Source organism: Stutzerimonas stutzeri (genome assembly GCF_000219605.1).
Taxonomy (GTDB): Bacteria; Pseudomonadota; Gammaproteobacteria; order Pseudomonadales; family Pseudomonadaceae; genus Stutzerimonas; species Stutzerimonas stutzeri.
The window spans coordinates 2,146,521-2,173,288 of sequence record NC_015740.1 but is presented as its reverse complement, the minus strand read 5'-3'; the positions used below and the strand labels follow the sequence as shown (position 1 = coordinate 2,173,288).

Here is a 26,768-nt window from a genome sequence, read left to right as displayed (position 1 = left end):
GCATTGATTTGTTGATGTTGGTTCCAGCTGCAGTTTCGTCGTTGCCCGGGCTGCGAACGACCGCGGCCCTTCATTGCGACAGGAATGAACAACATGGCAAAACCGCGCAAACCGGCCGCATTCATCAAGGATCCGCTCTGGTACAAGGACGCGGTGGTGTACCAGGTGCACCTGAAATCCTTCTACGACTCCAACAATGACGGCGTTGGTGACTTCGTCGGGCTGATCGAGAAGCTGGATTACATCGCCGACCTGGGCGTGAACACCATCTGGCTGCTGCCGTTCTATCCCTCGCCGCGGCGCGACGATGGCTACGACATCGCCGATTACCGCGGCGTGCATCCCGAGTACGGCAACATGGCCGATGCCCGGCGCTTCATTGCCGAAGCGCACAAGCGCGGGCTGCGGGTGATCACCGAGCTAGTCATCAACCACACCTCGGACCAGCATCCCTGGTTCCAGCGGGCGCGCAAGGCGAAGAAGGGCTCGGCGGCGCGCAATTTCTACGTCTGGTCCGACACCGACGACAAATACCAGGGCACGCGGATCATCTTTCTCGACACCGAGAAATCCAACTGGACCTGGGACCCGGTGGCCAAGCAGTACTTCTGGCACCGCTTCTATTCCCACCAGCCGGATCTGAATTTCGACAACCCGCAGGTGATGAAGGCGGTACTGGCCGTCATGCGCTTCTGGCTGGACATGGGCATCGACGGCCTGCGGCTGGACGCGATTCCCTACCTGGTCGAGCGTGACGGCACCAACAACGAAAACCTGCCCGAGACCCACGCGGTGCTCAAGGCCATCCGCGCCGAGATCGACGCCAACTATCCCGATCGCATGTTGCTGGCCGAGGCCAACCAGTGGCCGGAGGATACCCAGCTGTACTTCGGTGGCGAAGACGGCGGCCCTGGCGACGAATGCCACATGGCGTTCCACTTCCCGCTGATGCCGCGCATGTACATGGCCATCGCCCAGGAAGACCGCTTTCCGATCACCGACATCCTGCGGCAGACGCCGGACATCCCGGACAACTGTCAGTGGGCGATCTTCCTGCGCAACCACGATGAGCTGACCCTGGAGATGGTCACCGATCGCGAGCGTGACTATCTGTGGAACTACTACGCCTCGGACAAGCGGGCACGCATCAACCTCGGCATCCGTCGGCGTCTGGCACCGCTGCTGGAGCGCGACCGTCGCCGTATCGAACTGCTCAACAGCCTGCTGCTCTCCATGCCGGGCACGCCGGTGATCTACTACGGTGACGAGATCGGCATGGGCGACAACATCTTCCTCGGCGATCGCGACGGTGTGCGCACCCCCATGCAGTGGTCAGTGGACCGCAACGGCGGTTTCTCCCGCGCCGACCCGCCGAACCTGGTGCTGCCGCCGGTGATGGACCCGCTCTACGGCTACTACACCATCAACGTGGAGGCGCAGCAGCGCGACCCGCATTCGCTGCTGAACTGGACACGGCGGATGCTCACCATCCGCAAGCAGTTCAAGGCCTTCGGCCGCGGCACGCTGAAGATGCTGGCGCCGAGCAACCGGCGCATCCTGGCCTATCTGCGCGAATTCACCGGGGCGGATGGCCAGACCGAGATCATCTTCTGCGTGGCCAATGTCTCGCGTTCGGCCCAGGCGGCGGAACTGGAAATGTCGCAGTACGCCGGCATGGTCCCGGTGGAGATGGTCGGCGGCAGCGCCTTTCCACCCATCGGCCAGCTGCCCTACCTGCTGACACTGCCGCCCTACGGGTTCTACTGGTTCCAGCTGGCGCCCACCAACCAGATGCCCAGCTGGCATCAGGAGCCGGTGGAGACCATGCCGGACTTCCAGACCCTGGTACTCAAGCGCCTCGACACCCTGACCGCCGCCAATCGACGCACGCTGGAAGCCGAGTCTCTGCCGGCCTATCTGCCGAAGCGGCGCTGGTTCGCGGCCAAGGATGTGGCAATCGACTCGATCCGCATCAGCTACTGCATACCGTTCGGCGACCCGAACCGGCCGGTGCTGCTCAGCGAACTCTGCGTGGAGTCGGCCGGGCGCAGCGACCTCTACCAGTTGCCGCTGGGCTTCCTCGACGAGTCTGATTTCGGCACCGCGCTGCCCCAGCAGCTGGCATTGGCCAGAGTACGCCGCGGCCCGCAGGTGGGGTTGATGACCGATGCCTTCGCCCTCGAGCAGTTCAGCGCCGCTGTGATCCAGGGACTGCGCGACGAGCTGGTGTTGCCGTGCAGCGACGGTGAAATCCGCTTCGTGCCGATGCCGCAACTGGACGATCTGCAGTTGCCGGAGCAGCCCGAGGTACGCTTCATTTCGGCAGAGCAGTCCAACAGTTCGGCGATCATTGACAACAAGGTGATGATCAAGCTGCTCCGTCGCGTGGCAGCGGGGATTCACCCTGAACTGGAAATGGGCGGGTTCCTCACCGCGCGCGGTTTCGCCCATATTTCCGGCATGCTCGGGCAGGTCAGCCGGATCAACAAGCAGGGCGAGCCGGTGGCGCTGATGGTGATCCAGCACTTCCTCGACAGCCAGGGTGACGCCTGGGTCTGGACGCTGAACAACCTCGACCGCGCCGTACGCGACGAAATCGCCGGCGGTGTATCGATGCACGAGAACCAGTTCAGTGCCCTCGACGAGTTGCAGGCCTTCAACCGGCTGCTCGGGCAGCGTCTGGGCGAGATGCACATGGCCCTGGCAGCGGACACCGACGATGCCGCATTTGCCTACGAAATCACCAGCGCGGCGAACGTCGAGCAGTGGGCGCAGAGCATCAGCGCCCAGCTTGAGCAGGCACTGCAGCGGATCGACGAACACCGTTCCACTCTCGAGCGCAGGGATGCCGCCGCGGTGGGGCAGCTGCTCCAGCGCCGCGATCAGCTGCTCGCACAAGTGAAACGTCTGGCCGCTAGAACGGTGGGGGGCGTGCGCACCCGCGTGCATGGCGACCTGCACCTCGGGCAGGTTCTGGTGGTGCAGGGCGATGCGTATTTCATCGACTTCGAGGGCGAGCCGGCCCGTTCGCTGGATGAACGACGGGCGAAACACAGCCCGTTCAAGGATGTCTCAGGCTTGCTGCGCTCGTTCGAATACGCCGCGGCCATGACCATTCGTGGTGCACAGGTCAGCGACAGCACGCCGGAGGCCGATCAGGCTCGCCAGCGCATTGCCGCGAGCTACCAGCGCAGCGCACAACAAGCCTTCCTCGATGCGTACCGCGATGCCACCCGGGAGCTGCCACATGCCTGGCAGGAGCAGGATGGCGCGAATGCTGCACTGCTGCTGTTCAGCCTGGAGAAATGCGCGTACGAGATCGTTTACGAAGCGGAGAACCGTCCGACCTGGTTGCCCGTCCCGCTACAGGGGCTGATGGCCCTGGCACAACAGCTTTTCGATGGAGATTCCAATGACTGATCGCCCGGCCCTGACCATGCCAGGGGAGACCCTGATGCCTAGTGACGCCGATGTAGATGCTCTGGTGCGAGCCGAGCATGGCAACCCGTTCTCCATTCTCGGGCCGCACCCCGATGGCGAAGCAATGGTGGTGCGCGCCTACCTGCCCAACGCATTGGGCGCGGAAGTGCTGGACCGCAACCAGCAATTGCTGACGGTGATGGAGCAGGGCCAGGTGCCCGGCTTCTTCGTCGCCCGTCTGACTCACCAGCAACCTTACCTGCTGCGCATCCGCTGGGCCGGTGGTGAGCAGATCACTGAAGACCCGTACAGCTTCGGTCCGCAGCTGGGCGAGCTGGACATGCATCTGTTCTCCGAGGGCAACCATCGGCAGATCGGCCGGGTGTTCGGTTCCCAAGTGATCGAGGTCGACGGCGTGCAGGGTGTGCGTTTCGCCGTCTGGGCACCCAATGCGCGGCGCGTCTCGGTAGTCGGCAGCTTCAATGGCTGGGACGGACGCCGACACCCGATGCGGCTGCGCTTTCCGTCTGGCGTATGGGAGCTGTTCATTCCGCGCCTGCAGCCCGGCGATACCTACAAGTACGAGATTCTCGGCCCCAACGGCATCCTGCCGCTGAAGGCTGATCCCGTCGCACTCGCCACCGAGCATCCGCCGGGAACCGCATCGGTCATCGCCCGGCCACTGGATTATCAGTGGAAGGACCAGGCCTGGCTGCAACAGCGGTCCGCGCGCCAGTCACTCGAGGCGCCGATGAGCATCTACGAGCTGCATGCCGGGTCGTGGCGACGCGAGGGTGGCGACGACGGGCGAATGTACAACTGGCACGAGCTGGCCGAGCGGCTGATCCCTTACGTGGTGGACATGGGCTTCACCCATATCGAGCTGATGCCGATCATGGAGCACCCGTTCGGCGGCTCCTGGGGCTACCAGCTGCTTTCGCAGTTCGCTCCCAGCGCGCGCTACGGTAACGCCCACGACTTCGCCGAGTTCGTCGACGCCTGCCATAACGCCGGTATCGGCGTGATCCTCGACTGGGTGCCGGCGCATTTCCCCACCGACGCTCATGGCCTGGGCGAGTTCGATGGCACTGCGCTGTACGAGTACGCCCACCCGTTCGAGGGCTTCCACCAGGACTGGGATACCTACATCTACAACCTCGGCCGCACCGAGGTGCACGGCTTCATGCTGGCCTCGGCGCTGCATTGGCTGCGCGAGTTCCACGTCGATGCGCTGCGCGTGGATGCGGTGGCCTCGATGCTCTACCGGGATTATTCGCGCAAGGACGGCGAATGGATTCCCAACCGCCATGGCGGGCGCGAGAACCTGGAGGCGATCGATTTCCTTCGTCACCTGAACGATGTGGTGGCCACCGAGACCCCCGGCGCGCTGGTGATCGCCGAGGAGTCCACCGCCTTTCCCGGCGTCAGCAAGCCGACCAGTGAAGGTGGGCTGGGCTTTTCCTACAAGTGGAACATGGGCTGGATGCACGACACGCTCAAGTACATCCAGGAAGATCCGATCCACCGGCAGTACCATCACGACAAGCTGACCTTCGGCATGGTCTACGCCTATTCCGAGCATTTCGTGCTGCCGATCTCCCATGACGAGGTGGTGCACGGCAAGGGCTCGCTGATCGACAAGATGCCGGGCGACCGCTGGCAGAAGTTCGCCAACCTGCGCGCCTACCTGTCATTCATGTGGACCCACCCGGGCAAGAAGCTGCTGTTCATGGGCAGCGAGTTCGGTCAGTGGCGCGAGTGGAACCACGACCGCGAGCTGGATTGGCATCTGCTGGAAGACGCCGATCACCGTGGCGTGCAGAACCTGGTGCGCGACCTTAACCGCCTGTATAGCCAGGAGCCGGCGCTGCACGAACTGGACAGCGACCCGCGCGGTTTCCAGTGGCTGATCGGCGACGATCGCGCCAACAGCGTGTTCGCCTGGCTGCGCAAGAGTTCGACCGGCCATCCGCTGCTGGTGATCGGCAACTTCACCCCGGTGGTGCGCGAGGGTTATCGCATCGGTGTGCCGGTGGATGCCAGGTGGCTGGAGGTGTTCAACAGCGACGCCGAATGCTACGGCGGTTCCAACACCGGCAACGGCGGCGGCATGCTGGCCGAGCCGGTGGAGAGTCACGGCGAGAAGGTTTCGCTGTCGCTGACCCTGCCGCCACTGGGCGTGCTGGTAATGCGACCGCAGGTCTGAAGGCTACAGCGATGACAAGCGCCGCTCGGGGCAACCTGAGCGGCGTTTTTTTAGGTGAATTCAACAGCTTGTTAACGCGTGGCGGCGGACTGCACAGCGAGATGCGTGATCAAGACCGCGTCCCACAGATGCTGCGGTCCCTCAGCCCGTTTCCTGGGAAACCGGCTCCTGGTCACCGGCCTGGTTGCTGCTGCGCAGCTTCTTCGCCCGCGCTTCGAGCACCACGTAGACCAGCGTGGCGAACAGCAGCGGGATCAGGAAGTAGATCACCCGATATCCGATCAGGCCGCCGACGATGGCGCCCTTGCTCATCTCGTCGGCGAGCATGGCGACGAACACCGCCTCGATCACCCCGAGCCCGGCGGGAATGTGGGCGACCACGCCGGCGATGCTGCTGATCATCAGGATGCCCAGCACCTCGGGATAGTCCGCCTGCTGCGACAGCATGTAATAGACCACCAGCGCCATCAGCGACCAGTTGGCCGCCCCGAGGACCAGCTGGATCAGCGCCAGGCGCAGCGATGGCAGCTGGATCTCGTGGCCGCGGATGGTCCACGAACGCCGTCTGGAAAAGCCGCACAGGCCCAGGTACACCACGCACGCCACCAACAGGCCACCGCCTACCACGCGCAGGGCGGTGAAGCCGATCTCCCAGCTGGCCGGCGGCTCGATCCAGCCCATGGCGAAGATGAGTCCTGCCAGCCACATGTAGCCCAGCCAGTTGGTCAGGATGCTCATGGTGAACACCCGGGTGATCTGCGCGGGCTTCAGGCCAAGGCGCGAGTACAGGCGAAAGCGCAGGGCGATGCCGCCCACCCAGGCGCTCAGGTTGAGATTGAAGGCATAGCAGACGAAGGTCACCGGAAGGATCTGCCGGACCGGCAGGTCGTGGCGCGCATAGCGTTTACCCAGCACATCGAAGAAGCAGTACACGACGTAGCTGCCGAATGCCGCCGCTCCCGCCATCCACAGGGTCTTCGCCTGGTAGTTGCGCAAGGTGTTGTAGACCTCTTGCCAGTCGAGGTTGCGCGCCAGGCCGATCAGCAGGCCGGCAACCAGCGCGAAGAAGACGTACGTCAGGATCTTCTTGATCAGCGGCCAGCGACGGCGCCAGCCGCTCTTCGCCTCGCCCTGGGTGGTCTCGCTCATCGTTGTTCTCGCTGAATGGGGGCGGGCACGGTATCGAGTGGCGATGCGTCGGCGTCGATCAGCTCCAGGCGCGGCTTGTGCTCGGGGAACAGGTTCACCAGTCCGGGGAAGTGCCGCAGGAAATGGAAGATCAGAAACGCCAGCGGTGCGCGCCACCAGAAGCCGCGGATGATCCGTTCAAGGGGGATGCGCCGGCAGTCGGTCTGCAGCAGATGATCGAGCCGCTCGTGCAGATGTCGGTTGAACACGTGGTCGCGGATGATCAGGTTGGCTTCCAGATTCAGCGACAGGCTCAGCGGGTCGAGGTTGCTCGAACCCACCGTCGACCATTCGTAGTCGGCCAGCGCCACCTTGCCGTGCAACGGTCGGCGGCAGTATTCGTGGATTTCAACGCCGTCGCGCATCAGGTAGTTGTAGAGCATGCGCGCGCCAAACTTGGCGATGGGCATGTCCGGCTCGCCCTGGAGGATCAGCCGCACCCGTACGCCACGTCGCGCAGCGTTGCGGATTTCCCGCAGTACGCGGTATCCGGGAAAGAAATAAGCGTTTGCAATCAATAACCTGGAGCGGGCATCTCGAATCGCTTGCAGGTAGTGCTCTTCGATGTCGTTGCGGTGCTGATCGTTGTCGCGAACGACGAACAGTGCGCGTGCCTCGCCGCGGCTGATGCCGCCGTAGCCCGGCGTCTGCTGGCGCCCGCGGCGTCGGCACCAGCGGTGCTGCGGCGGCTTGTTCGGGGCGATCTGGCTCAGGGCGAAGTGATGGATGTCGCGCACCACCGGGCCTTCCACCTGTAGGGCGTAGTCCTGCTTGGCAGCAGGGCCGAAGTCACCGAGGTGATCGGCGGAGTAGTTGATGCCGCCGATGAAGGCAACCTCGCCATCGACCACCACGATCTTGCGGTGCATACGGCGGAACACGTTGAGCCGGCGGCCGAGCAGACGCTTGCCGGGGTCGAACATGTGGATGCGTACGCCCACACGGGTCATGGCCGTGACGAACTCGCCATGCAGGTCGGCCGAGCCGTAGCCGTCGACCGTGACGTCGACGCTGGCGCCATTCTCTGCCGCAGCGATCAGAGCTTTCTGCAACTCGTTGCCGACCTTGTCCTGAAACAGGATGAAGGTTTCCAGCAACACCTCTTTCTTGGCCTGGGCGATGACCTCGAACACTCGAGGAAAGAACTCTTCGCCGTTTTCCAGTAACTGAAGGCGATTCCCGTCTCTCCAGTGGTAACTCATAGATGTATCTCCACCGCTAGGGGCAGATGATCGGACAAGTGCGTCCAGGGTTTGTTACCAAGTATTCGCGGCTTGTGACTGGTGGCATTGCGCACATAGATGCGGTCCAGGCGCAGCATCGGCCAGCGCGCGGGGAAGGTCTTGGCCACCTGGCCATGGGCGACGGCGAACACTTCGTGCAGGCCGGCGCAGCGGTCCAGGGTGTGCGTAGCCCGTAGCCGCCAGTCGTTGAAGTCACCGGCCACCACCACCGGGGCACCCTGGGGCAGCGAGTCGAGCAGGTTGCAGAGCAGCTCCAGCTGTTGCGCGCGATGCGGCTCACGCAACCCCAGGTGCACGCAGATGGCATGGAACTCCTCGTGCCCCGGCACTTGCAGCACGCTGTGCAGCAGGCCGCGACGCTCGGGGCCGGCGATGGAGATGTCGAGGTTCTCGTAGCGGATGATGGGAAATTTCGAGAGCAGGGCGTTGCCATGGTCGCCGTCGGGATAGACCGCATTGCGCCCGTAGGCGAAATCGGTCCAGATGCTGTCGGCGAGAAACTCGTACTGGGGCGTCTTCGGCCAGTTGTGAAAGCGCATCGCGTGCTTTTCGTGGGTGCCCAGCACTTCCTGCAGGAACACCACGTCCGCTGACACGCTGCGCACCGCTTCGCGCAGCTCGGGCAGGATGAAGCGGCGGTTGAGGGCGGTGAAGCCCTTGTGGGTGTTCACCGTGAGGATGCGGATCGAATTGACCGCAGTGGCCATGTGGGCATCGAGATCGGCGCTTTCGATGGGATGGTCTTTGTCCAGGGTCAAACCATTGCTCCTTCTAGTTGACCGGGCGTGGCCTGCAGCTGTTCGTCCAGGCCGAGCCGGCGCAGCAGTTGCCGCGCGTCGTAGGGCGCGCGGACCTTCACGTCGTTGTCGAAATAGCAGTACACGTCCCGCGAACGCCGGGCCCGCGGTTTCTTCTCGCTGATCAGCCGTGCGTCGTCGGGCTGGCTGCCCTCGCTCCAGCGTCTGATCCGCTGACACCAGTCATCCAGTGCGGCATCGGTGTAGCCGCTGGTGTAGAGCTCCTCGGCACCGTGCAGGCGGATGTAGACGAAGTCGCTGGTGAGGTCTTCCTGGTGCGGCCATTTGCCTGCGGTATCGGCCACCACCAGGGCGACCCGGTACTTGCGCAGCAGGTCGACGAAGACGGGATCGACGAAGCTCGTGTGGCGGATCTCCACCGCATGGCGCATGGGGCGCTTGCGGTCGATGGCCAGGTAGCTGCGACCTTCCATGCGTGGTTCGCAACCCTTGGCGATAGCCAGCGCCGCTTCGCTGTCGTGGGGCAGCTGGCGGAGGAAGGATTCGAACAGCTCGGGATCGAACTTGAACGAGGGTGGGAACTGCCAGAGGATCGGCCCCATCTTTTCCTTGAGCTGGAAGATGCCCGAGGCGAAGAAGTTGGCCAGCGGCTTTTCCACCTCGTTGAGCCGGCGGATGTGGGTGATGTAGCGCGGCCCCTTGATGCTGAATACGAAGCCCTCGGGCGTGTCCTCGTACCAGTCCGCGTAGCGCTCCGGGGTCTGCAGTGAATAGAACGAACCGTTGATCTCGATGCTGCTCACCGCCCGCGAGGCGAAACGCAGCTCCTTTTTCTGCGTCAGCCCCTTGGGGTAGAAGTCGCCGCGCCAGGGCGCGTAACGCCAGCCGGAGATGCCGATGTGGATACCCGCCATGGCCTGCCCTCGGGTCAGCGTGGATTCTGCATGCTGGTCGGGTCGCTGGCGGGGAAGGTTTCGGCCACCGCCTCATCCAGCACCCGCTCTTCGCTGCCGCGCGCATCGCTGCGTTGTGGCTGCAGTTCAACCTTGATCCAGCCGTTCTGCCGTCGATCGAACGACTCGAAGGCCGCGATCACGTCGGTCATCGGCTTCACCTGGGTGAGGATCTTCGCCGGGTCGATACGCCGCGCCTGGACCATCTCGATCAGCCGCGGGATGTACTTGCGGTGGTGGCAGTTGCCCATGTTGATGGTGATGTTCTTGTTCATCGCCATGCCGATGGGGAAGGTCATCGCATCTGGCGGGTAGACGCCTATGATCGATAGCGTGCCGGCCTTGGCGATGCTCTGCACCGCCCATTCCAGCGCCTGGGAGGGAGCATCGCCGGGCTGCCAGAGCTGACCCTGAGCCGAGCTGGAGGTCGCCGCGGCGCCGCAGCAACCATGTTCGGCATCCACACCCACGGCATCGATCACCCGGTCCACACCGATACCGCCGGTGAGCCGCTTGAGCGTCTCGACGGGGTCTTCGCGATCGAAGTTGATCGCCTCCGCGCCCTGGCGCTGCGCCATGCGCAGACGATCGTCATGGCGGTCGATGGCGAACACCCGGCCAGCGCCCAGCAGCTTGGCGCTGGCAATGGCGAACTGGCCCACCGGGCCGCACCCGAACACCGCCACGGTGTCGCCGCTGCCCACCTCGGCCATCTCGGCGCCGAAGTAGCCGGTGGGGAAGATGTCAGAGAGCAGAATCGCCTGATCGTCGCTGATCTCCGGTGGCAGTTTGACCAGCCCGATGTTGGCGAACGGGATACGGGCCTTCTCAGCCTGCAGACCATGGAATGGTCCGGTGGTCTGCGGACCGCCATAGAACGAGGTGCCGGCCTCCTTGCCGTTCGGGTTGGCGCCATCGCACTGGGCGAAGTAGCCGGCCCGGCAATAGGAACAGTTGCCACAGGCGATGGTGGAGGGGATGACGACCCGATCACCGATCTGCAGGTTGCGCACATCGGCGCCCAGGGCTTCGACGATGCCGACACCTTCGTGGCCGAGAATGGTGCCCGGCTGCATGCCGCTGACGGTGCCCCTCACGAAGTGCAGGTCGGTGCCGCAGATCGCCGATGCGGTGATGCGCACAATGGCATCGGTGGGCGCCAGGATGCGTGGTTCCGGCACGTCTTCGAAACGGATATCGCCAACGGCGTGGTAGACAACAGCTTTCATGGTCACTCCATTGGCCCGGCTCGCGGACCGGGACGGATGCTGGCGGAGCGGACGAGCAGGCTGCACGGCGGGAAAGAAGACCGGCGCGAATGTTCGGATCGAAGGCTCCGCGGGGTACTGGAATACTCGCGCGCACGACGGGATTCGCCGGGCACATCTGTTCCGACTTTTCCCGGCGTTGGCGGTTCATCTTTTTCTGGTGCGGCGAGTTCGATGCGACGTGGGCTCGCCGCTTTCTAGGGGGGTAAGGCTGCTGCGGACGACTAGGGTGACCGGCTGAAAGGCGGGAAGGGCGGTCAGGCGGGCGGCAGGCTCCAGGGCAGCTCGCCGGCAAAGGCGTCGACCAGGTAATCGATCATGACCCGGACCTTGGCCGGCGGCCGCCGGTCAGGCGGGTAGACCACATGAATGCCACCCAGCCCCATGCACGGCTGGTCCAGCTCCAGCGCCACCAGCTCGCCGCTGCGCAGGGCGGAGGCGACGATGAACTGCGGCTGATAGATCACCCCCTGGCCGCCCACGGCCGCCGCCACCAGCGCCTCGCCGTTGTTGGCGAGCAGGTCGCCGCTGACGGCGACGCGCAGCTCGGCGTGCTCGCCGAAGGCCCAGTGCTTGCCCCCCGCCAGCGCCGAAAGGCTGTAGCCCAGGCAGTTGTGCTGACCGAGGTCAGCGACAGCGCGCGGTACGCCCCGCTGGTCCAGATAGCTCGGCGCGGCGCACACCAGCAACGGGCAATCCGTCAGACGCCTGGCCTGCAAGGGACTGTCCTCGAGTCGGCCGATGCGCACGGCCATGTCCCAGCCACCATCGAGCAGGTCGACCTGACTGTCGGTCAGGCCCAGCTCCACCTTTACCGCCGGATGGCGGCGGCTGAATTCGGGGATCAGCGGGGCGATGAACTGCGTGCCGAAGGTCAGGGGCACGTTCATCCGTAGCAGTCCGGTGGCTTCCACCCGCTGGGAGGCGACGCTGGCTTCCGCCTCGTCGATCTCGGGGAGGATGCGCTGGCAAGCCTCCAGATAGTTGCCGCCTGCCTCGGTCAGGCTCAGGCGGCGGGTGCTGCGATGGAACAGCTTGACGCCCAGGCGGCGTTCCAGCGCATCCACGTGCTTGCTGGCCATGGCCGGGGACATGTCCAGGTGCCGCGCTGCTGCCGACAGGCTTCCAGCGCTGGCAGCGCGAACGAACACACGCATGCCGGTGATGCGATCGAGCATGGAATTTCTCACTATCAGTAAAAGGTGTCGCCTTGTAATGCCAGGTTCTCGCACCTCTGAGTGTAAGCCATGATGCCCGCATATCCGTTCCGGGAGTTCATGCGATGACCTCTTTCAGCTCGTCGGGCGTCGGGCGTCGGGCAGACCATGCCGACCCTGTTCGTACCGCACGGTGCCGGCCCTTGTTTCTTCATGGACTGGAACCCGCCAACCGCCTGGAATGCCATGGCGGACTTCCTAAAGGGCATCGCCGCGACCTTGCCGGCGAGGCCGACCGCCATCGTCCTGGTTTCCGGCCACTGGCTGCAGCCGACCTTCAGCGTGACCACGGCCGCACGCCCCACGCTGATTTACGACTATCACGGCTTTCCGCCGCACACCTACGAACTGCGCTACCCGGCACCGGGCGATCCGGCACTGGCCAGCCGAATCGCCGGCTTGCTCGACGGTGCGGCACTTGGCGGTCGTGAGGATGCCCAGCGTGGCTTCGACCACGGCATGTTCATCCCGCTGAAGCTGATGTTCCCGGACGCGGACATCCCGGTGGTGCAACTCTCGTTGCGCAGCGACCTCGACCCGCGGGCACACATCGAGGCCGGTCACGCGCTGCAGGCGTTGCGCGGCGAGGACGTGCTGATCGTCGGCAGCGGCATGAGCTTTCACAACATGCGCGGCTATGGCGACCCGCGTTTCGCTCCGATTTCGGACGAATTCGATCATTGGCTCACCGCTGCGGTCGAACTGCCGCCCGGCGAGCGAGACCGGGCGCTGCAGCGCTGGGAAGATGCTCCGGCGGCGCGCCTGTGTCACCCGCCGAGGGCCGAGGAACATCTGATCCCGCTGCTGGTGGCTGCCGGCGCAGCGGGCGATTCGAACGGACGCAAGGTCTTCAGCGACCGCGTCATGCACACCACGCTGTCAGCCTACCGTTTTGGCTGACGCGCACATTTCATCGAGGGGAACACCATGTACCGATCACAAAGCCGAATCACGGCGAGCAATCTGTCGCGCCTGATCAAGCGCCTGTGCAATCACTGGCGGCACAAGTTTCCCGTGCAGCTGGACGAGCAGGGCGGCGACATCGAACTGCCGCTCGGCCGCTGCAGCCTGCGCGGCAATGAGGGCGTGCTGGACGCAAAATTGGAGTCCACCGATCGGGCACAGCTGCAGCAGTTGCAGAAGGTGGTCGCCGATCACCTGGCGCGGATGGCCGGCGACGAGCCGCTTGGCATCGCCTGGCAGACCGAAACCGGTGCCGAGCCAGCCGCACAGCCGGCCGAAAACCGCGCGCTGGATTCCAGAAGCCGCTATGGCACCGTTTCGCGGGTATTCCACTGGCTGATGGCACTGCTGATCGTCTGGCAGTTCCTCAAGCTGGGTGACCGCATCGAAGAGGGGGAGCACTGGGTCGGGCAGACGCTGGTGCCCTGGCACGTTTCCCTGGGGGCCGTGCTGCTGGTTCTGGTGCTGCTGCGCATCTTCTGGTCGGCCAGCCAGCTGAGCCGACGGCCGCTGCACGACCCGGCCACGGCCTGGCTGGTCAAGGCTGGGCACCTGGCGCTGTATGTCTGCATGGTGGCGATGCCGATCACCGGCGTGCTCTATCTGGTCGGCAATGGCTACGGTCTGAAGGTGTTCGGCCAGCAGCTGGTGGAGAAGGGGCCTGAGATCGCCTGGGCGGCCTCGATCGGTGGTCTGCACTCGCCGCTGGCCTGGCTGACCGTACTGCTGGTGATCGGGCATATCGGCGCTGCGCTGTATCACCGGCTGGTGAAGCGCGACGACATCATGCAGCGCATGCTCTAGTTCATCACTGGCTGCTCAACGCGAAGTTGGGCAGCGATTCCACCGGCTGGTTGAAGCGGAAGGGGATCGACACCATCGCCGCGCCGTAGGGCTTCTGTACCACGAAATGCAGGTGCGGGCCGGTACTGCGGCCCGTATTGCCGGACTTGCCGAGCAGTGTGCCGACTTCCACGCGCTGGCCCGGCTCGACCCGCACCGAGCCCCGGCTCAGGTGCAGATAGGCGCTGTGGGTGCCGTCGTCGTGCTCGATGCGGACATGGTTGCCGGCCGGGTCGGGCAGCCGCCCGCCCTGGCCGTCGCGAACCTTCACCACGGTCCCGGCGCGGGCCGCGACGATGGGCGTGCCCACCGGCATCGCGATATCCACCGCATAACGGCCGCTCGGCGAGTTGTGACTGAAGTCGCCGCCGGCGCCCTGGGAGATCCGGAACGGCCCTCCTTGCCACGGCAGCGCGTAGGCCGGGCCATCGACGACACCAGGCTGATCCGGCTCCGGCGAGAAGATCAGCGCATAGCTGAACGAGTGCTTGAACATGATCGGCCCGCCCGCCTGACGCTTGCTCAGCGTGGCGACGCGTACCCGGCTGTTGGCCGGCACCGTCTTGCGGATCACGCCGTTGCCGACGCCCGCCACGTTGACCATGCGCGTCAGGCGCAGCGTCACCTCCACCGGTACCTCCAGGGTATTGCTGACATCCATGGCCTTGCCGCTGCCGGCACGGTTGATGAGCAGCCGTACCGAGCCCGGTTTGTCGGTTGCTTTCGCTTGCTTGCTGGAGGCGAAGCTGGGAGCCAGCGGAGCCAGCCCGATCAGCAGCAGAAGGGGATAGATGAGCGGTCGCAGAGAGAGCATGACGTGTGATCCATCACGGAAAAGACAAGACTGCCGGCGACGAGCAGAACGAATCCGTTGGTTGTTTAAGGGGGCCGCGCTGGATTTTGGGACTGGCGTCATGCGGCGAGGTTCACTGCCGCATGTCGTTTATTCCAGGTGGATTTTTTCGTTGCGAGAACTGCGGATGGAACGCCTCGGCCGGCCGAAGCGGGAGCCCACGCCCAGCGGTGTGGGCAGCCGACAACGTCAGAACGCGACGGGCCCGGCGACGCCGCCCCGAACCCGTCACGGTCCGGGGCGCTTCATCACTCGTCAGCCTTGATCAGTTCCAGCAGCAACAGCGAGCGGCCGGTGACGGCGTACTCGTCGTTAAAGTCGAAACGTTCCGGCCGCGCGGTGGGGTGGTTGGTGTCGATCAGGCGGTTCCAGTAGATGCCCTGGGGCACCTCGGGCAGCGTGAAATTCACCAGGTCGTGGTGCGAGTTGACGATGATCAGCAGCGTCGCATCCGAACCGGCGCGGCGGATGCCGGTCGGCTGGGCACGGCCGTCGAGGAGCATGCCCATGCAGCGGTTGTGTGCATCTTCCCACTGCTCGATGGTCATCTCTTCGGCATTCGGCGCCAGCCAGGTGACATCCTTGACCCCCAGTTCCTCGTTGTAGGCGCCGACCAGGAAACGGCTGCGGCGCAGCATCGGGAAGCGCTGACGCAGGCGGATCAGCTTGCGGGCGAAGCCCAGCAGGCCGTAGCTGTCCTCGCTGATGTCCCAGTTCACCCAGCCGATCTCGCTGTCCTGGCAATAGGCGTTGTTGTTGCCGTGCTGGGTCCGGGCGAACTCGTCACCGGCGACGATCATCGGGGTGCCCTGGGAGAACAGCAGCGTGGCGAGGAAGTTGCGCATCTGCCGATAGCGCAGCTCGTTGATCTCCGGATCGTCGGTGTGGCCTTCCACGCCGTGGTTCCAGGACAGGTTGTTGTCGCTGCCGTCGCGGTTGTCCTCGTCGTTGTCCTCGTTGTGCTTGTGGTTGTACGACACCAGGTCCTTGAGGGTGAAGCCGTCGTGGGCGGTGACGAAGTTGACCGAGCTGAACGGCCGACGCCCGCGCTGGTTGTAGAGGTCGCCGGAGCCGGTCAGGCGGCTGGCGAAGTCGGCCAGCTGGCCGTCATCCCCTTTCCAGAACGACCGCACGGTGTCGCGGAACTGGTCGTTCCACTCGGCCCAGCCCGGTGGGAAGCCACCGACCTGATAGCCGCCGGGGCCGCAGTCCCAAGGTTCGGCGATCAGCTTGGTCTTGGCCAGCACCGGGTCCTGGCGACAGGCGACGAGGAAGCCGTGACGCTCGTCGAAGCCGTAGTGCTCGCGACCGAGAATGGTCGCCAGGTCGAAGCGGAAGCCGTCCACGTGCATCTCGGTGGCCCAGTAGCGCAGCGAATCGGTGACCATCTGCAGTACGCAGGGGTGGCTCATGTCCAGCGTATTGCCGGTGCCGGAATCGTTGATGTAGTAGCGCTTGTCATCCGGCATCAGGCGATAGTAGGAGGCATTGTCGATGCCGCGCATGGACAGCGTCGGGCCCAGCTCGTTGCCTTCGGCCGTGTGGTTGTAGACCACGTCGAGGATCACCTCGAGGTCGGCATTGTGCAGGTGCGCGACCATTTCCTTGAATTCGGTGATCTTGCCGCTGGCCAGATACTTCGGATGCGGTGCGAAGAAGGCGATGCTGTTGTAGCCCCAGTAGTTGCTCATGCCCTTTTCCAGCAGATGCTGGTCCTGGACGAAGGCATGAATGGGCAGGAACTCGATGGAAGAGACGCCGAGCTTGCGGATGTAGTCGATGACCTCCGGCGTCTTGAAGCCGGCGAAGGTGCCGCGGACGTCATCGGCCACGGACGGGTGGCGCATGGTGTAACCGCGCACGTGGGTCTCGTAGATGATCGTCTTGTCCCAAGGCACCTGCACCGGATGGTCGCGGCCCCAGGTGAAGGCCGGGTCGATGATCTTGCACTTGGGCACGAAGGGCGCGCTGTCGCGCTCGTCGAAGCTGAGATCGCCGTCGGGATGGCCGATGGTGTAGCCGAACAGCGCTTCCGACCATTTCAGCTCGCCCACCAGTTGTTTGGCGTAGGGGTCGATCAGCAGCTTGTTGGGGTTGAAGCGATGACCGTTCTCCGGGTCGTAGGGCCCGTGCACGCGATAGCCATAGATCTGTCCGGGGTGGGCGTCGGGCAGGTAGCCGTGCCAGATCTCGTCGGTGTACTCGGGCAGTTCGATGCGCTCGATCTCGGTTTCACCGCTGGCATCGAACAGGCACAGCTCCACTTTGGTGGCGTGTGCGGAAAAGATGGCGAAATTCACGCCCAAGCCGTCCCAGGTCGCCCCGAGAGGGAAGGGCAGGCCCTCGCGAATCCTGGAAGGGGTCATGACCTGTGGCGCGTGGGGCTTTTTCTTACTCATGAAAACTCCAAGGACGGATTCAGGAAGGCACAGCGAAGCGCCTGTCGGCGCGGACGGTCATTGGACCGAACCGACGCCGACAAGATTGCCTGCCGCCGGTCAGCTTTCCTTCTTTGCGCGCGGGGTACGGGTCTTCTTGATGGTTTCCGGTGTGCCGGCCTTGGCGTCGGTGTCCGCCTTGGCGGTATCAGCCTTGGCACTGGCACGGCTCGCGCGGGGCTTCGCAGCCGGCGCTTCCTTGACCTTCGGTGTGGCATCGGTGGGCTTGGTGGCGGTTTTGCGCGCGCGGGTCGCCGGTTTGGCCACGGGGGCCCCTTTTTCGGCCTCGACCAGCTTGCGAGCCATCTCCCAGTGACGCTCTTCCTCGCCGTGCGGGCAGCCTTCGGACTGCCAGATCTGGTAGGCGAACTCGCGGATACGTTTTTCTTCTGCACTCATTGTTGGGATTCTCCTGTTGCTCTCGTAGACGTATGCAGGACGGCCACCGACAAGCCGTCCAGAACGCGCGCAGCCTCGAGGCTGGCTTGTTGGGATGTGACTGTCGTTCCGTCGAAAAGTCGCTCGAACTCACTACCGTCCAGCGCCTCGGGCAATGCGATACGGGTATCGCCCCAACGCTGCGCTGGAATCCGAGGTTGTCTGCTGTCGCTCAGCAGGCCGGCAGCCAGCCGCGGCACCACCACCACCAGCCATTGCCCGTCCAGTTCGCGAGCGAAGGCGAGCAGGCGCTCGGCCTGCTCGCCGCTCACCGAAAGCGGCAGATAACGGCCCTCGGTGAACAGCCGCGGAAAACGTCGACGAGCCTGCAGCGTGCGGCTGATCACCAGCTGTTTGATGCGACCGTCATGCCAGCTTTGCAGCAGCTGGTCAGGCGTTGCGGGCTGCTCGAGGCTGTTGCGGCGCGCGGCGAAGTCCACGGGGCGGCGATTGTCCGGGTCCACCAGGCTCAGGTCCCAGAACTCGGCGCCCTGGTAGAGATCCGGCACACCGGGGGTGGTCATGCGCAGCAAGGTCTGCACGAGGCTGTTCAATGCACCGGCGGGCGCCAGCTCAGCGGCTGCGGCGGCGATTTCGTCCCGCAATGGTGCGCCTTCGGCGGCCAGCAGCAGGTGCTCCACGTATTGCCGGCAGGCGCCTTCGTAGTCGCCGTTGGGATCGCTCCAGGTGGTGCGCAGCTTGGCTTCGCGCAAGGCCTTTTCCTGCCATTGCAGAATGCGCGCGCTGTACTGCTCCATGGCGGGTCGATCGTCCGCGTGCAGGTCCAGCGGCCAGCTGCCGAGCAGGATCTGGAACAGCATCAGCTCGTCGGCGGGCGAGGGCGCGGCGCCATCGTCCAGCTGGCGGATCTGTCCTGCTGCCAGTTCGCGCCAGTGGCGGACCTTGCCGGCGAACCAGTCGGCGCGCTCGCTGAGCACCGCGATGCGCGCACGGGTGTCCTCGCCGCGCTTGTGATCGTGGGTGGCGGTGGTCAGCAGGTTGCGCGGGAAATGCTCGACGCGTTGCAGGCATTCATCGTGAAAGGCCTGCGCGGGTGCGCTGAAGTGCTGCGGGTCGAAGCCCACATCGTTGCGCGAGAGCAGGATGCCGGAGCGGTAGCAGGCGGTGTCTTCGACGGCCTTGGCGGCCGCCGGCGAGGTCAGCTGCTGGAAGCGTGTGCAGGCGTAGCGGCGAATCTTGCGCAGGTGGCGCGGCAGCTGACGCAGGCTCTCGCCGCCCAGCCAGCGCTGCAGATGCTCCAGCAGCGGCCAGTCCGCTTCGCTCAGGGTCGTCTTCGCGCCGTCCAGCGCCTGCTGGAAGAACGGCTCGTCCGCCTCGCGCCGGCCTGACGCGGCGATATAGGTGCGGTACACCGGGAAGTGAATGATCAGCTCCAGCAGCGCTCGACGGATCGCGCCGAGGGTGATGTCGCGAGTCATCACGTCGCCGCGAGCCACCTGTAGCAACGCCTGGGCGACGGTTTCGAAATCGCCGGCCAAGGGGCCGGTCAGCACCAGCTGGCGGGCCTGGCGGGCCTCTTCCATGAAATCGGTGGTGCGCCCGCTGGTCTCGCTCCACAGCGAGCAGAGCAGCGCTTCGCCAGCCGGGTCGTGCTGCAGCAGCGACACCTGGTTCATGAACTCGTAGCCGGTGGTGCCGTCCACGCCCCAGTCGTCATGCAGCCGTTCGCCACCGGCAAGGATCTTTTCGACGTAGATCGGCACGTGATCCTGTACCGCTTCCGGCGGACGGCCGGCATTGAGCCGGTCGACACGACGGCGCAGGCGCCGGCAGTAGCCACGCGGGTCGGCCAGACCGTCGATGTGGTCGATGCGCAGGCCATCGACCAGGCCGTCGCCGATCAGCTCGAAGATCTTGGCGTGGGTTTCCTCGAACACCACCGGCCGCTCGACGCGCAGGCCGCCCAGCTCGTTGATGTCGAAGAAGCGTCGCCAGTTGATGTCGTCGCCGGCGGTGCGCCAGCTGGCGAGGCGATAATGCTGGCGTTCAAGGAGGCCGTGCAGGCGCTTGAAGCCGTCCTCGCTGGTCGAGTCGTAGCAGTTCAGCGCCTGCTCCAGCGCCTGTCGCGTTTCAGCGTCCTGCAGCTGTTCGGCCAGGTCGGCACGCAGCAGGCGAGCAGTCTGGTAAGGCGCCGGCTCGGTCTTCAGTGCATCGAAATGCTGTGCCAGCGCCCGCAGCTGCGGATGCTCGGCGGCGCGCAGTACCTCGCCGTAGCTCGGCGGGGTGATCGGGAAGCGATGCTCGTAGTGCTCGGCGTACAGGGCGCCATTGTCGATATCCAGGCGCAGTTTAACGGTGCCCTGTTGCAGCGCCTCGCCATAGTCACTGCCCAGGAAGGGCACCAGCAGCTGCCCTTCGAGCAGGGGGTCCGGCGAATTCCATTCGATGTCGAAGAACTGCGCATAGGGGCTGCGGCGACCCCATTCGAGCACGTCCTGCCACCAGGCGTTACCGGAACCACCCACGGCCATGTGGTTGGAGACGATGTCCAGGATCAGTCCCATGCCCTTGCCGCGCAGGGCCTCGACGAGACGCTGCAGCGCCGGTTCGCCGCCCAGTTCCGGGTTGATGCGGGTCGGGTCGATCACGTCATAGCCGTGCATGGAGCCCGGGCGGGCTGTGAGCAGCGGTGAAGCGTAGATGTGGCTGATGCCGAGTTCGGCGAAGTAATCCACCAGTGCGGTGGCGTGATCCAGGGTGAAGTCGCGGTGAAACTGTAGTCGCAGGGTCGCGGTAAGGTCTTTCATCGATGCGCAGCTCCACGATGGTTGCGGCGTGCCTGCGCCAGGCATTCCAGGCGCCGGCGGCTGGCTTCGCCGTCGAGCAGCGTTGCACTGTCGCCGGGATAGCGGCGACGCCAGTTGGGGTGGGTTTCGACGATGCCCGGCATGTTGGTCTGTTCCTCCAGGCCGAGGGCGTCCTCGACCGGAAACAGCACCAGCGGCGCGCGGGTGTGGCCGAGAAAACAGGCGGCGGCATCGACGGCTTGTTCGGCGCTCAGCAGATGATGAGGATCTTTTCCGCCATCCTCGCAGAGCGCACGGTTGAGCCCGGCGCGCTCATGTTCGCGGGAACGCCATTGCTGATCGCGATCGGCTTCCTGCACCTGACCGACCTTGATGCGCCAGTCGATGTCATGGCCGTTCCACCAGCCCCTCAGGGTCGGGATGTCGTGGGTGGTACTGGTCGCCAGGGCCTGGTCGGAATACTGGTCGGCACGCTGGAAATGGCCGTCGTGCTGTTCGAACAGCAGTACCCGCATGCCGAGGATGCCCTTGGCGGCGAGCACGTCACGAAACCCGTGGGGAATGGTGCCGAGATCCTCGCCGAGGATCACCGCCTGATGCCGCCAGGCCTCCAGGCAGAGCAGGCGCAGCATGTCGTCGAAGGGGAAGTTGAGGTACACGCCGCGCTTGGGGTCGGCGCCGGCCGGCACCACCCACAGGCGCTTGAGGCCCAGCACGTGGTCGATGCGCATGCCGCCGGCGTGGGCGAGATTGGCGCGCAGCATTTCGATATAGGCTCGGAAGCCATGCTGACGCAGGCCCCAGGGCGAGAACGCGGAGATGCCCCAGTTCTGTCCGTCGCGGTTCATCACGTCCGGCGGTGCGCCGACGCTCAGCGAAGCGAGCAGTTCGCCCTGGCGGCTCCAGGCCTGGCTGCCACCGCCGTCGGCGCCGACGGCAAGGTCGGAGACCAGACCGATGCGCATGCCTGCGCTGCGTGCGGCAACCTGTGCGCGCTCGAGCCCGCGCGCCATCAGCCACTGGCCGAAGGCGTGATAGCTGACCTCGTCGGCATGTTCGCGGGCGAAGCGTTCCACTGCCGGGCTGGCCGGGTCGCGGTAGTCCTGCGGCCAGTTGCGCCAATGCTGCGGATGGCCTTCGGCGTCACGCAGATGCTGGTGCAGCGCCTCGAAACGGCAATGGTTCTCCAGCGCTTCGCCGCCATTGGCGCGAAAACTGTCGAAATCGGCCTGTTGCGGGTTCTCGCCCTGGCTGAAGTCGTCGAACAGCTGGCGCAGCAGGCGCTGACGCGATTGCGCCACGGCAGGCCAGTCGATCAGGTCCAGTCGCTCGAGGCGCTCCAGCTCCTCGCCGAGTCTGCACGCCTCGATGGCCTGACGCACCGGCCATTCGCCGAGAATGGAGCCCGGCGCTGCGTGCAGCACGTTGTAAAACAGGCGGCTGGAGGGCGAGTAGGGACTGTACTGATTGATATGCGCACCGAACATGGCATGCACCGGGCTGATGCCTAGCACGTCGGCTCCATGGGCACCGGCATTGCGCACCAGGGCTTCCAGCGCCTGGGTGTCGCCCAGCCCGCCGTCGCCTGGTCGGCGCAGGCTGTACAGCTGGGCCGTCAGCCCCCAGGCGTTCGGGCCTGCGAGCTGCGCAACCGTGGGGCACGAGGGCGGCGCGACCGCCACGATCAGTTCGGTCTCGTCGATCCTCAGGCGGTGATAGCCCGGGGTGTCCGGCACATGCAGCCGTGCCTGGTCGTCCAGCGTGCCGTGCAGCACGTCGCCCTGTTCGGCCACCAGTTCGTAACGGCTGGACGGCGGGAAGTAGGCCGCCAGCTCCAGCACGGCGTTCTGGTCGCAGGTCAGCAGCGGCGGTACACCGCCGTGGTTGTTCTGATGCGCGATGACTTTCAGGCTGGCTTCGATCTGCTGATCGGTATCTGCCTCGAGTCCGAGGCAACCGAGCACTTCACGCAGTACTTGCGGCTCCACCCGCTGCTGACGGTTGTCGGCGTCCACCCAGTCGATGGACAACCCGGCTGCGTCAGCCAGGCGGATCAGGGCTTCGTCACTCATGTGGCTTTCTCCAGATACAGCCTGGCCATACGAGGTGCCAACTGGTCATGCGCATGCGTGGCCTCGCGGCTGGCGAACAGCAGCTCGCCGCTGATCGATGCCGTCGGAAGGGGTGCGGCCTGGGTGCCAAGGTTGAGCTCCAGACGCAGCCGGCTGCCATCGCCGAGCTGCCAGCGGGAGAGCACCGCCGCTTGCGCCAGCACACGGGATTCGAGAAAGCGCGCACCCTGCAGGCGCGGCACGATCTCCCGGTGGCGGATGCCCAGCAACTCGCGATACAGCGCATACCATTCGGCATGCCCAGGTTCCTGGCGGGCGCTGAAATCCGGGCGCGAATTTTCGAAGGTGGAAACCGCGTTGGGGTCGGGAATGCGCTCGCGGGTGGCTTCGTCGGCGAACTCGGCAAACTCGGCGAACTCGTTGCGCCGCCCTTCGCGCACTGCATCGGCCAGTTCGCCGTGGTGGCTGGTGAAGAACAGGAATGGTTGGCGCGCCCCCCATTCCTCGCCCATGAACAACAGAGGCACCATGGGCGACAGCAGCAGCACGGCGGTAGCAGCACGCAATGCGTCGGCATCGGCCAGGCTGACCAGGCGCTCGCCGAAGGCGCGGTTGCCGGTCTGATCATGGTTCTGCAGGAACAGCACGAAGGAGGTCGGCGGCAGATGGCCGCTGGGCTCGCCACGTGCTTCACCGCGACGATTGTTCTGCCCCTGGTAGATGAAGCCTTCACCGAGGAAACGCGCCAGCTTGGTCGTGGCGTCCTGGTGATAGTCGGCGTAGTAGCCCTGACTCTCGTCGGTGAGCAGGGCATGCAGCACGTTGTGGCCGTCGTCGTTCCACTGCGCAGTGAAGCCGGCGGTCAGCAGGCTAGCGCGGTTGTCCTCGTTTTCCAGTACCAGGTGCACGTGGCGGCCAGGCTCGACGCTGGCGTGCACGCGCTCGGCCAGCTCGGTGAGGAAACTGCGGTCGGGAATCGCATGCACGGCGTCGAAGCGCAGCCCGTCGAAGCGGTAGTCCAACAGCCACATCAGGGTGTTGTCGATGAAGAAGTCGCGCACTTCGCGGCGGCGGAAATCGATGCCGTCGCCCCAGGGCGTCTGCTGGTCGTGGCGGAAGAAGTGCTTGGCATAGCGGCCCAGGTAGTTGCCGTCCGGCCCGAAGTGGTTGTAGACCACGTCGAGAAAGACCATCAGGCCCAGCCCGTGGGCGGTGTCGATCAGGTGCTTGAGTTCTTCCGGGCTTCCGTAGGCGGCTTCCGGCGCATAGGGCAGGACGCCGTCGTAGCCCCAGTTGCGATCGCCGGGGAATTCAGCGATCGGCATCAGCTCGATGGCGGTAACGCCAAGCTCCGCCAGGTCGGCGAGGTGTTGCTCCATGGCGGCGAAGCCGCCGTACAGCCCGACGTGCATCTCGTAGAGGACGGTTTCCTCCCAGGGACGACCCAGCCAGTTCGGGTTGCGCCACAGATAGTTGCTGCTGGTGTCGACGACCAGGCTGGGCGCGTGCACGTCGCCGGCCTGGGCGCGGGAGGCGGGGTCCGGCACCTGTAACTCATCGTCGATGAGAAAGCGGTAGAGGGTGCCGGCTCCGTAAGGGGCATCGATGCTGTACCAGCCATCTTCGTTGGGGGTCATCGGCAGCGTTTGGGCGCCAACCACGATCAGACTGACGTTTTGCGCATCGGGCGCCCAGATCCTGAAGCGGGTGGTCCCGTCATCCAGCAGTTCCGGACCGTGATGCCCGATAAAGGCACGCTGCTTGTGCATTGAATAGCCTCTTCAGATTAAAAGACGAACCTCGCGGCGCTCCCCGAGCAGCTGCTGGTAGAGCGCGTCATAGGGTTCGATGGCATGGCGCCAGAAGAATCCGGCCGCCATGGCCCGGCAGCGCATGGCGCCGAGCAGTTCAGGGTGGTGATGCACCGCCAGGGCGCGCTGTACGGCCTGGCGATAGCTGGCCGCGTCGGGTGCGTCGAACAGGAACCCGGTGATGCCGTCCTCGATGGAGTCCGCAAGCCCGCCGGTACGCCGGGCGATGGGCAGCGAGGCGTAGCGCTGGGCGTACATCTGGCTCAGGCCGCAGGGCTCGTAGCGTGACGGCATGAGCAGGAAGTCGCTGCCGGCGAACAGACGGCGCGCGTCGGTCTCGTTGAAGCCGATGTGCGCTCCGACCTGTCCGGGATACTGCTCGGCCAGCTGACGGACCTGCGCTTCGATCTGGCTCTCGCCCTGGCCGAGAATGGCCAGCTGACCGCCGCCTTCGACGATGGCATGGGCCACATCGAGGGTCAGGTCCACGCCTTTCTGATGCACCAGGCGCGAGACCACGGCGAACAGCGGAGCGTCGCGCTTCTCCAGCCCGAACGCGTCCCGCACATAGGCGGCATTAGCCTGCTTGCCGGCCCAGTCACGGGCACTGAAGCCGCTGACGAGGTAAGGGTCGCTTTCCGGCTCCCAGCTATCGTCGATGCCGTTGAGCAAGCCGCTGAGCAGGCCCTGGCGGGCCTTCATGCTGAGGAACCCTTCCATGCCGCAGCCGAACTCCGGCGTGGTGATCTCCCTGGCGTAGGTCGAGCTCACGGTGGTGACGTGATTGGCATAGGCGATGCCGGCCTTGAGCAGCGACAGCTTGCCGTAGAACTCCATGCGCTCCGGGTCGCAGGCCTCGCCGGGAATGCCCAGCTGACGCCGCTGGGACATGTCGATGTTGCCCTGATAGGCGAGGTTGTGGATGGTGAACACGCTGGGCGTCGACAGTCCGCGCCAGTGCATGTACGCCGGTGCCAGACCTGCCGGCCAGTCATGGGCGTGGACCAGCTCTGGCGCCCAGCTGATGCAGGCGGTGCCGGCGGCGATCTCGGCAGCGGCCAGGCCGAGGCGGGCGAAGCGGACCGGGTTGTCCAGCCAGTCGTTGCCGTGTCCGTCGACGTAGGGTGAACCATCGCGCTCGTAGAGTTCAGGGCTGATCAGCACATAGATGATCAGGCCATCCGGCATGTCGATGCGGCCGATGCGGCAGCCGGGTACCTCGGCGTATCCGCTCAGCGAGCCGACAATGCGGATAGGGTGGCCGCTGTTGATCACTTGCGAATAACCGGGAATCAGCACACGCACATCGTGGCGTGCGCCAAGTGCTCGGGGCAGGGCGGCGGACACGTCGGCGAGCCCGCCGGTCTTGACCAGGTCAGTCAGCTCGGAGGTCACGAACAGGATCTTGCGTTTGTCATCGTGGCTACTGCGAATCTGCAGAGCAGGGCGAGTAACCGGGGGCACAGCGGGTTGGGCCTTCGGTAGTCCGAGAGGCCGGGCGTTCACAGCGGCAATACTCATCACGATCTCCCCAGAGCCCCGGCGTTCCAGGTGCCGGTGCCAGCTACGAGCATATTTCTCCCATGCAACGATCTGATGACCGCCACATACCATGAACACGACCAGGCAAAAACGATTGTTAGGAGCTGCCGCGAGGGCAGGTAGAGCTGCGCCGGCCCTACCAAAAACCAGACCCGATGTCGCGGTAGAAGTTCTTAAAAAACTAGAACAGACGACCGCGGTCGGAACTCGCGCCAGGCCAACCCGCTCCGAATTCAGAACACGAACCTGAAGGCCCATTTGTGGCGGAGCAAAAAACATGCAAGAGATCGAACGAGTCGTGGCATTCCTGCAGCGCGAGGAACTCAAGCTGACCACTGCTGAATCCTGTACCTGCGGTTTGATGGCCTCGCTGCTGGGAGACATCCCGGGTTGCGGCCAGGTGCTCGACAGCGGGTTCGTCGTCTACTCGCCGAAAGCCAAGAACCGCCTGCTCAACGTGGATTTCGAGACTATCGAGAAATTCGGCCTGACCAGCGAAGAGGTGGCCCGCGAGATGGCCATCGGTGCGCTGAACGCCAGTGTCGCCACGCTGGCAGTGGCCAATACCGGCGTGGCCGACGACGATCAGGAGGATGAAGGCGGCACGCAGTGCTACGCCTATGCACTGATGCGGGGCGAGCGACAGGTGGTGGTGAGCGAAACGGTGCAGTTCGACGGCGACCGCGTCGAGATTCGCAAGCAGGCGGCGCGGCACGGCCTGACCCAGCTGGAAAACAAGTATGCGCAGCTGGTGGAGAAGCTCGAGCAGGGTGAAGGCACCTGACG

18 protein-coding genes are annotated in these 26,768 nt (G+C 64.9%); 5 read left to right on the top strand and 13 right to left on the bottom strand.

Annotation, left to right across the window (positions count from 1 at the left end):
• The first annotated feature begins 93 nt into the window (after window positions 1-93).
• Window positions 94-3,420, top strand: coding sequence for a maltose alpha-D-glucosyltransferase (treS, locus tag PSTAB_RS10185; RefSeq protein WP_013982826.1), 3,327 nt, complete (start codon window positions 94-96; stop codon window positions 3,418-3,420).
• Entirely contained in the window at window positions 3,413-5,626 is a 2,214-nt protein-coding gene (glgB, locus tag PSTAB_RS10180; protein ID WP_013982825.1) for a 1,4-alpha-glucan branching protein GlgB, read from the top strand. The genes treS and glgB overlap by 8 nt, the downstream gene beginning before the upstream one ends.
• A gap of 141 nt (window positions 5,627-5,767) precedes the next feature.
• Here glgB and PSTAB_RS10175 read toward each other — a convergent pair whose 3' ends face one another.
• The 6 genes from PSTAB_RS10175 to PSTAB_RS10150 all read right to left on the bottom strand — a co-directional run bounded on the left by PSTAB_RS10175 (window position 5,768) and on the right by PSTAB_RS10150 (window position 12,215).
• Entirely contained in the window at window positions 5,768-6,775 is a 1,008-nt protein-coding gene (locus PSTAB_RS10175; RefSeq protein ID WP_013982824.1) for a lysylphosphatidylglycerol synthase domain-containing protein, read from the bottom strand.
• On the bottom strand, window positions 6,772-8,016 hold the full coding sequence (clsB, locus tag PSTAB_RS10170; RefSeq protein WP_013982823.1) for a cardiolipin synthase ClsB: 1,245 nt from the start codon (window positions 8,014-8,016) through the stop codon (window positions 6,772-6,774). Before clsB ends, PSTAB_RS10175 begins: the two co-directional genes overlap by 4 nt.
• Window positions 8,013-8,816: an endonuclease/exonuclease/phosphatase family protein gene (locus PSTAB_RS10165; RefSeq protein ID WP_013982822.1), complete on the bottom strand. Its 804-nt coding sequence runs from the start codon at window positions 8,814-8,816 to the stop codon at window positions 8,013-8,015. The genes clsB and PSTAB_RS10165 overlap by 4 nt, the downstream gene beginning before the upstream one ends.
• Window positions 8,813-9,730, bottom strand: a complete 918-nt coding sequence (locus PSTAB_RS10160) for a DUF72 domain-containing protein (protein ID WP_013982821.1) — start codon at window positions 9,728-9,730, stop codon at window positions 8,813-8,815. The genes PSTAB_RS10165 and PSTAB_RS10160 overlap by 4 nt, the downstream gene beginning before the upstream one ends.
• Window positions 9,731-9,744: 14 nt before the next feature.
• Window positions 9,745-10,998: a zinc-dependent alcohol dehydrogenase gene (locus tag PSTAB_RS10155; RefSeq protein WP_011913279.1), complete on the bottom strand. Its 1,254-nt coding sequence runs from the start codon at window positions 10,996-10,998 to the stop codon at window positions 9,745-9,747.
• A gap of 296 nt (window positions 10,999-11,294) precedes the next feature.
• Window positions 11,295-12,215 carry a LysR family transcriptional regulator gene (locus PSTAB_RS10150; RefSeq protein ID WP_013982820.1) on the bottom strand — a complete coding sequence of 307 codons (921 nt, stop codon included), beginning with the start codon at window positions 12,213-12,215 and terminating at the stop codon, window positions 11,295-11,297.
• 147 nt (window positions 12,216-12,362) lie between these two features.
• Here PSTAB_RS10150 and PSTAB_RS10145 point away from each other — a divergent pair, with 147 nt between their 5' ends.
• Entirely contained in the window at window positions 12,363-13,154 is a 792-nt protein-coding gene (locus PSTAB_RS10145; protein WP_013982819.1) for a DODA-type extradiol aromatic ring-opening family dioxygenase, read from the top strand.
• A gap of 27 nt (window positions 13,155-13,181) precedes the next feature.
• On the top strand, window positions 13,182-14,021 hold the full coding sequence (locus PSTAB_RS10140) for a DUF2218 domain-containing protein (RefSeq protein ID WP_013982818.1): 840 nt from the start codon (window positions 13,182-13,184) through the stop codon (window positions 14,019-14,021).
• 4 nt (window positions 14,022-14,025) lie between these two features.
• Here the strand turns inward: PSTAB_RS10140 and PSTAB_RS10135 are convergent, their stop codons facing one another.
• The 7 genes from PSTAB_RS10135 to glgA form a co-directional block, all read right to left on the bottom strand.
• A complete protein-coding gene (locus PSTAB_RS10135) occupies window positions 14,026-14,874 on the bottom strand; it encodes a M23 family metallopeptidase (protein ID WP_013982817.1) in 849 nt (282 codons plus the stop codon).
• Window positions 14,875-15,161: 287 nt separating this feature from the next.
• Window positions 15,162-17,312 carry a glycogen debranching protein GlgX gene (glgX, locus tag PSTAB_RS10130; RefSeq protein WP_011913274.1) on the bottom strand — a complete coding sequence of 717 codons (2,151 nt, stop codon included), beginning with the start codon at window positions 17,310-17,312 and terminating at the stop codon, window positions 15,162-15,164.
• A gap of 99 nt (window positions 17,313-17,411) precedes the next feature.
• The gene (locus PSTAB_RS10125) at window positions 17,412-17,750 is read right to left on the bottom strand and encodes a DUF2934 domain-containing protein (protein WP_013982816.1); all 339 of its coding nucleotides are present in this window, start codon (window positions 17,748-17,750) and stop codon (window positions 17,412-17,414) included.
• A complete protein-coding gene (locus tag PSTAB_RS10120) occupies window positions 17,747-20,557 on the bottom strand; it encodes a malto-oligosyltrehalose synthase (protein ID WP_013982815.1) in 2,811 nt (936 codons plus the stop codon). The genes PSTAB_RS10125 and PSTAB_RS10120 overlap by 4 nt, the downstream gene beginning before the upstream one ends.
• Complete coding sequence (malQ, locus tag PSTAB_RS10115; RefSeq protein WP_013982814.1) at window positions 20,554-22,629, bottom strand: 4-alpha-glucanotransferase; 2,076 nt, start codon at window positions 22,627-22,629, stop codon at window positions 20,554-20,556. The genes PSTAB_RS10120 and malQ overlap by 4 nt, the downstream gene beginning before the upstream one ends.
• Window positions 22,626-24,398, bottom strand: coding sequence for a malto-oligosyltrehalose trehalohydrolase (gene treZ / locus PSTAB_RS10110; protein WP_013982813.1), 1,773 nt, complete (start codon window positions 24,396-24,398; stop codon window positions 22,626-22,628). The genes malQ and treZ overlap by 4 nt, the downstream gene beginning before the upstream one ends.
• Before the next feature lie 12 nt (window positions 24,399-24,410).
• The gene (gene glgA / locus PSTAB_RS10105) at window positions 24,411-25,961 is read right to left on the bottom strand and encodes a glycogen synthase GlgA (RefSeq protein ID WP_041771732.1); all 1,551 of its coding nucleotides are present in this window, start codon (window positions 25,959-25,961) and stop codon (window positions 24,411-24,413) included.
• A gap of 298 nt (window positions 25,962-26,259) precedes the next feature.
• Between glgA and PSTAB_RS10100 the strand changes: the two genes are divergently transcribed.
• A complete protein-coding gene (locus PSTAB_RS10100; RefSeq protein ID WP_013982811.1) occupies window positions 26,260-26,766 on the top strand; it encodes a CinA family protein in 507 nt (168 codons plus the stop codon).
• The last annotated feature ends 2 nt before the right edge of the window (window positions 26,767-26,768 follow it).

What these genes read in the sequence shown, in the direction of transcription:
- treS (WP_013982826.1), top strand. Translation starts at nt 94, where the DNA reads ATGGCAAAACCGCGCAAACCGGCCGCATTCATCAAGGATCCGCTCTGG.
- glgB (WP_013982825.1), top strand. Translation starts at nt 3,413, where the DNA reads ATGACTGATCGCCCGGCCCTGACCATGCCAGGGGAGACCCTGATGCCT.
- PSTAB_RS10175 (WP_013982824.1), bottom strand. Translation starts at nt 6,775, where the DNA reads ATGAGCGAGACCACCCAGGGCGAGGCGAAGAGCGGCTGGCGCCGTCGC.
- clsB (WP_013982823.1), bottom strand. Translation starts at nt 8,016, where the DNA reads ATGAGTTACCACTGGAGAGACGGGAATCGCCTTCAGTTACTGGAAAAC.
- PSTAB_RS10160 (WP_013982821.1), bottom strand. Translation starts at nt 9,730, where the DNA reads ATGGCGGGTATCCACATCGGCATCTCCGGCTGGCGTTACGCGCCCTGG.
- PSTAB_RS10155 (WP_011913279.1), bottom strand. Translation starts at nt 10,998, where the DNA reads ATGAAAGCTGTTGTCTACCACGCCGTTGGCGATATCCGTTTCGAAGAC.
- PSTAB_RS10150 (WP_013982820.1), bottom strand. Translation starts at nt 12,215, where the DNA reads ATGCTCGATCGCATCACCGGCATGCGTGTGTTCGTTCGCGCTGCCAGC.
- PSTAB_RS10145 (WP_013982819.1), top strand. Translation starts at nt 12,363, where the DNA reads ATGCCGACCCTGTTCGTACCGCACGGTGCCGGCCCTTGTTTCTTCATG.
- PSTAB_RS10140 (WP_013982818.1), top strand. Translation starts at nt 13,182, where the DNA reads ATGTACCGATCACAAAGCCGAATCACGGCGAGCAATCTGTCGCGCCTG.
- PSTAB_RS10135 (WP_013982817.1), bottom strand. Translation starts at nt 14,874, where the DNA reads ATGCTCTCTCTGCGACCGCTCATCTATCCCCTTCTGCTGCTGATCGGG.
- glgX (WP_011913274.1), bottom strand. Translation starts at nt 17,312, where the DNA reads ATGAGTAAGAAAAAGCCCCACGCGCCACAGGTCATGACCCCTTCCAGG.
- PSTAB_RS10125 (WP_013982816.1), bottom strand. Translation starts at nt 17,750, where the DNA reads ATGAGTGCAGAAGAAAAACGTATCCGCGAGTTCGCCTACCAGATCTGG.
- PSTAB_RS10120 (WP_013982815.1), bottom strand. Translation starts at nt 20,557, where the DNA reads ATGAAAGACCTTACCGCGACCCTGCGACTACAGTTTCACCGCGACTTC.
- malQ (WP_013982814.1), bottom strand. Translation starts at nt 22,629, where the DNA reads ATGAGTGACGAAGCCCTGATCCGCCTGGCTGACGCAGCCGGGTTGTCC.
- treZ (WP_013982813.1), bottom strand. Translation starts at nt 24,398, where the DNA reads ATGCACAAGCAGCGTGCCTTTATCGGGCATCACGGTCCGGAACTGCTG.
- glgA (WP_041771732.1), bottom strand. Translation starts at nt 25,961, where the DNA reads ATGAGTATTGCCGCTGTGAACGCCCGGCCTCTCGGACTACCGAAGGCC.
- PSTAB_RS10100 (WP_013982811.1), top strand. Translation starts at nt 26,260, where the DNA reads ATGCAAGAGATCGAACGAGTCGTGGCATTCCTGCAGCGCGAGGAACTC.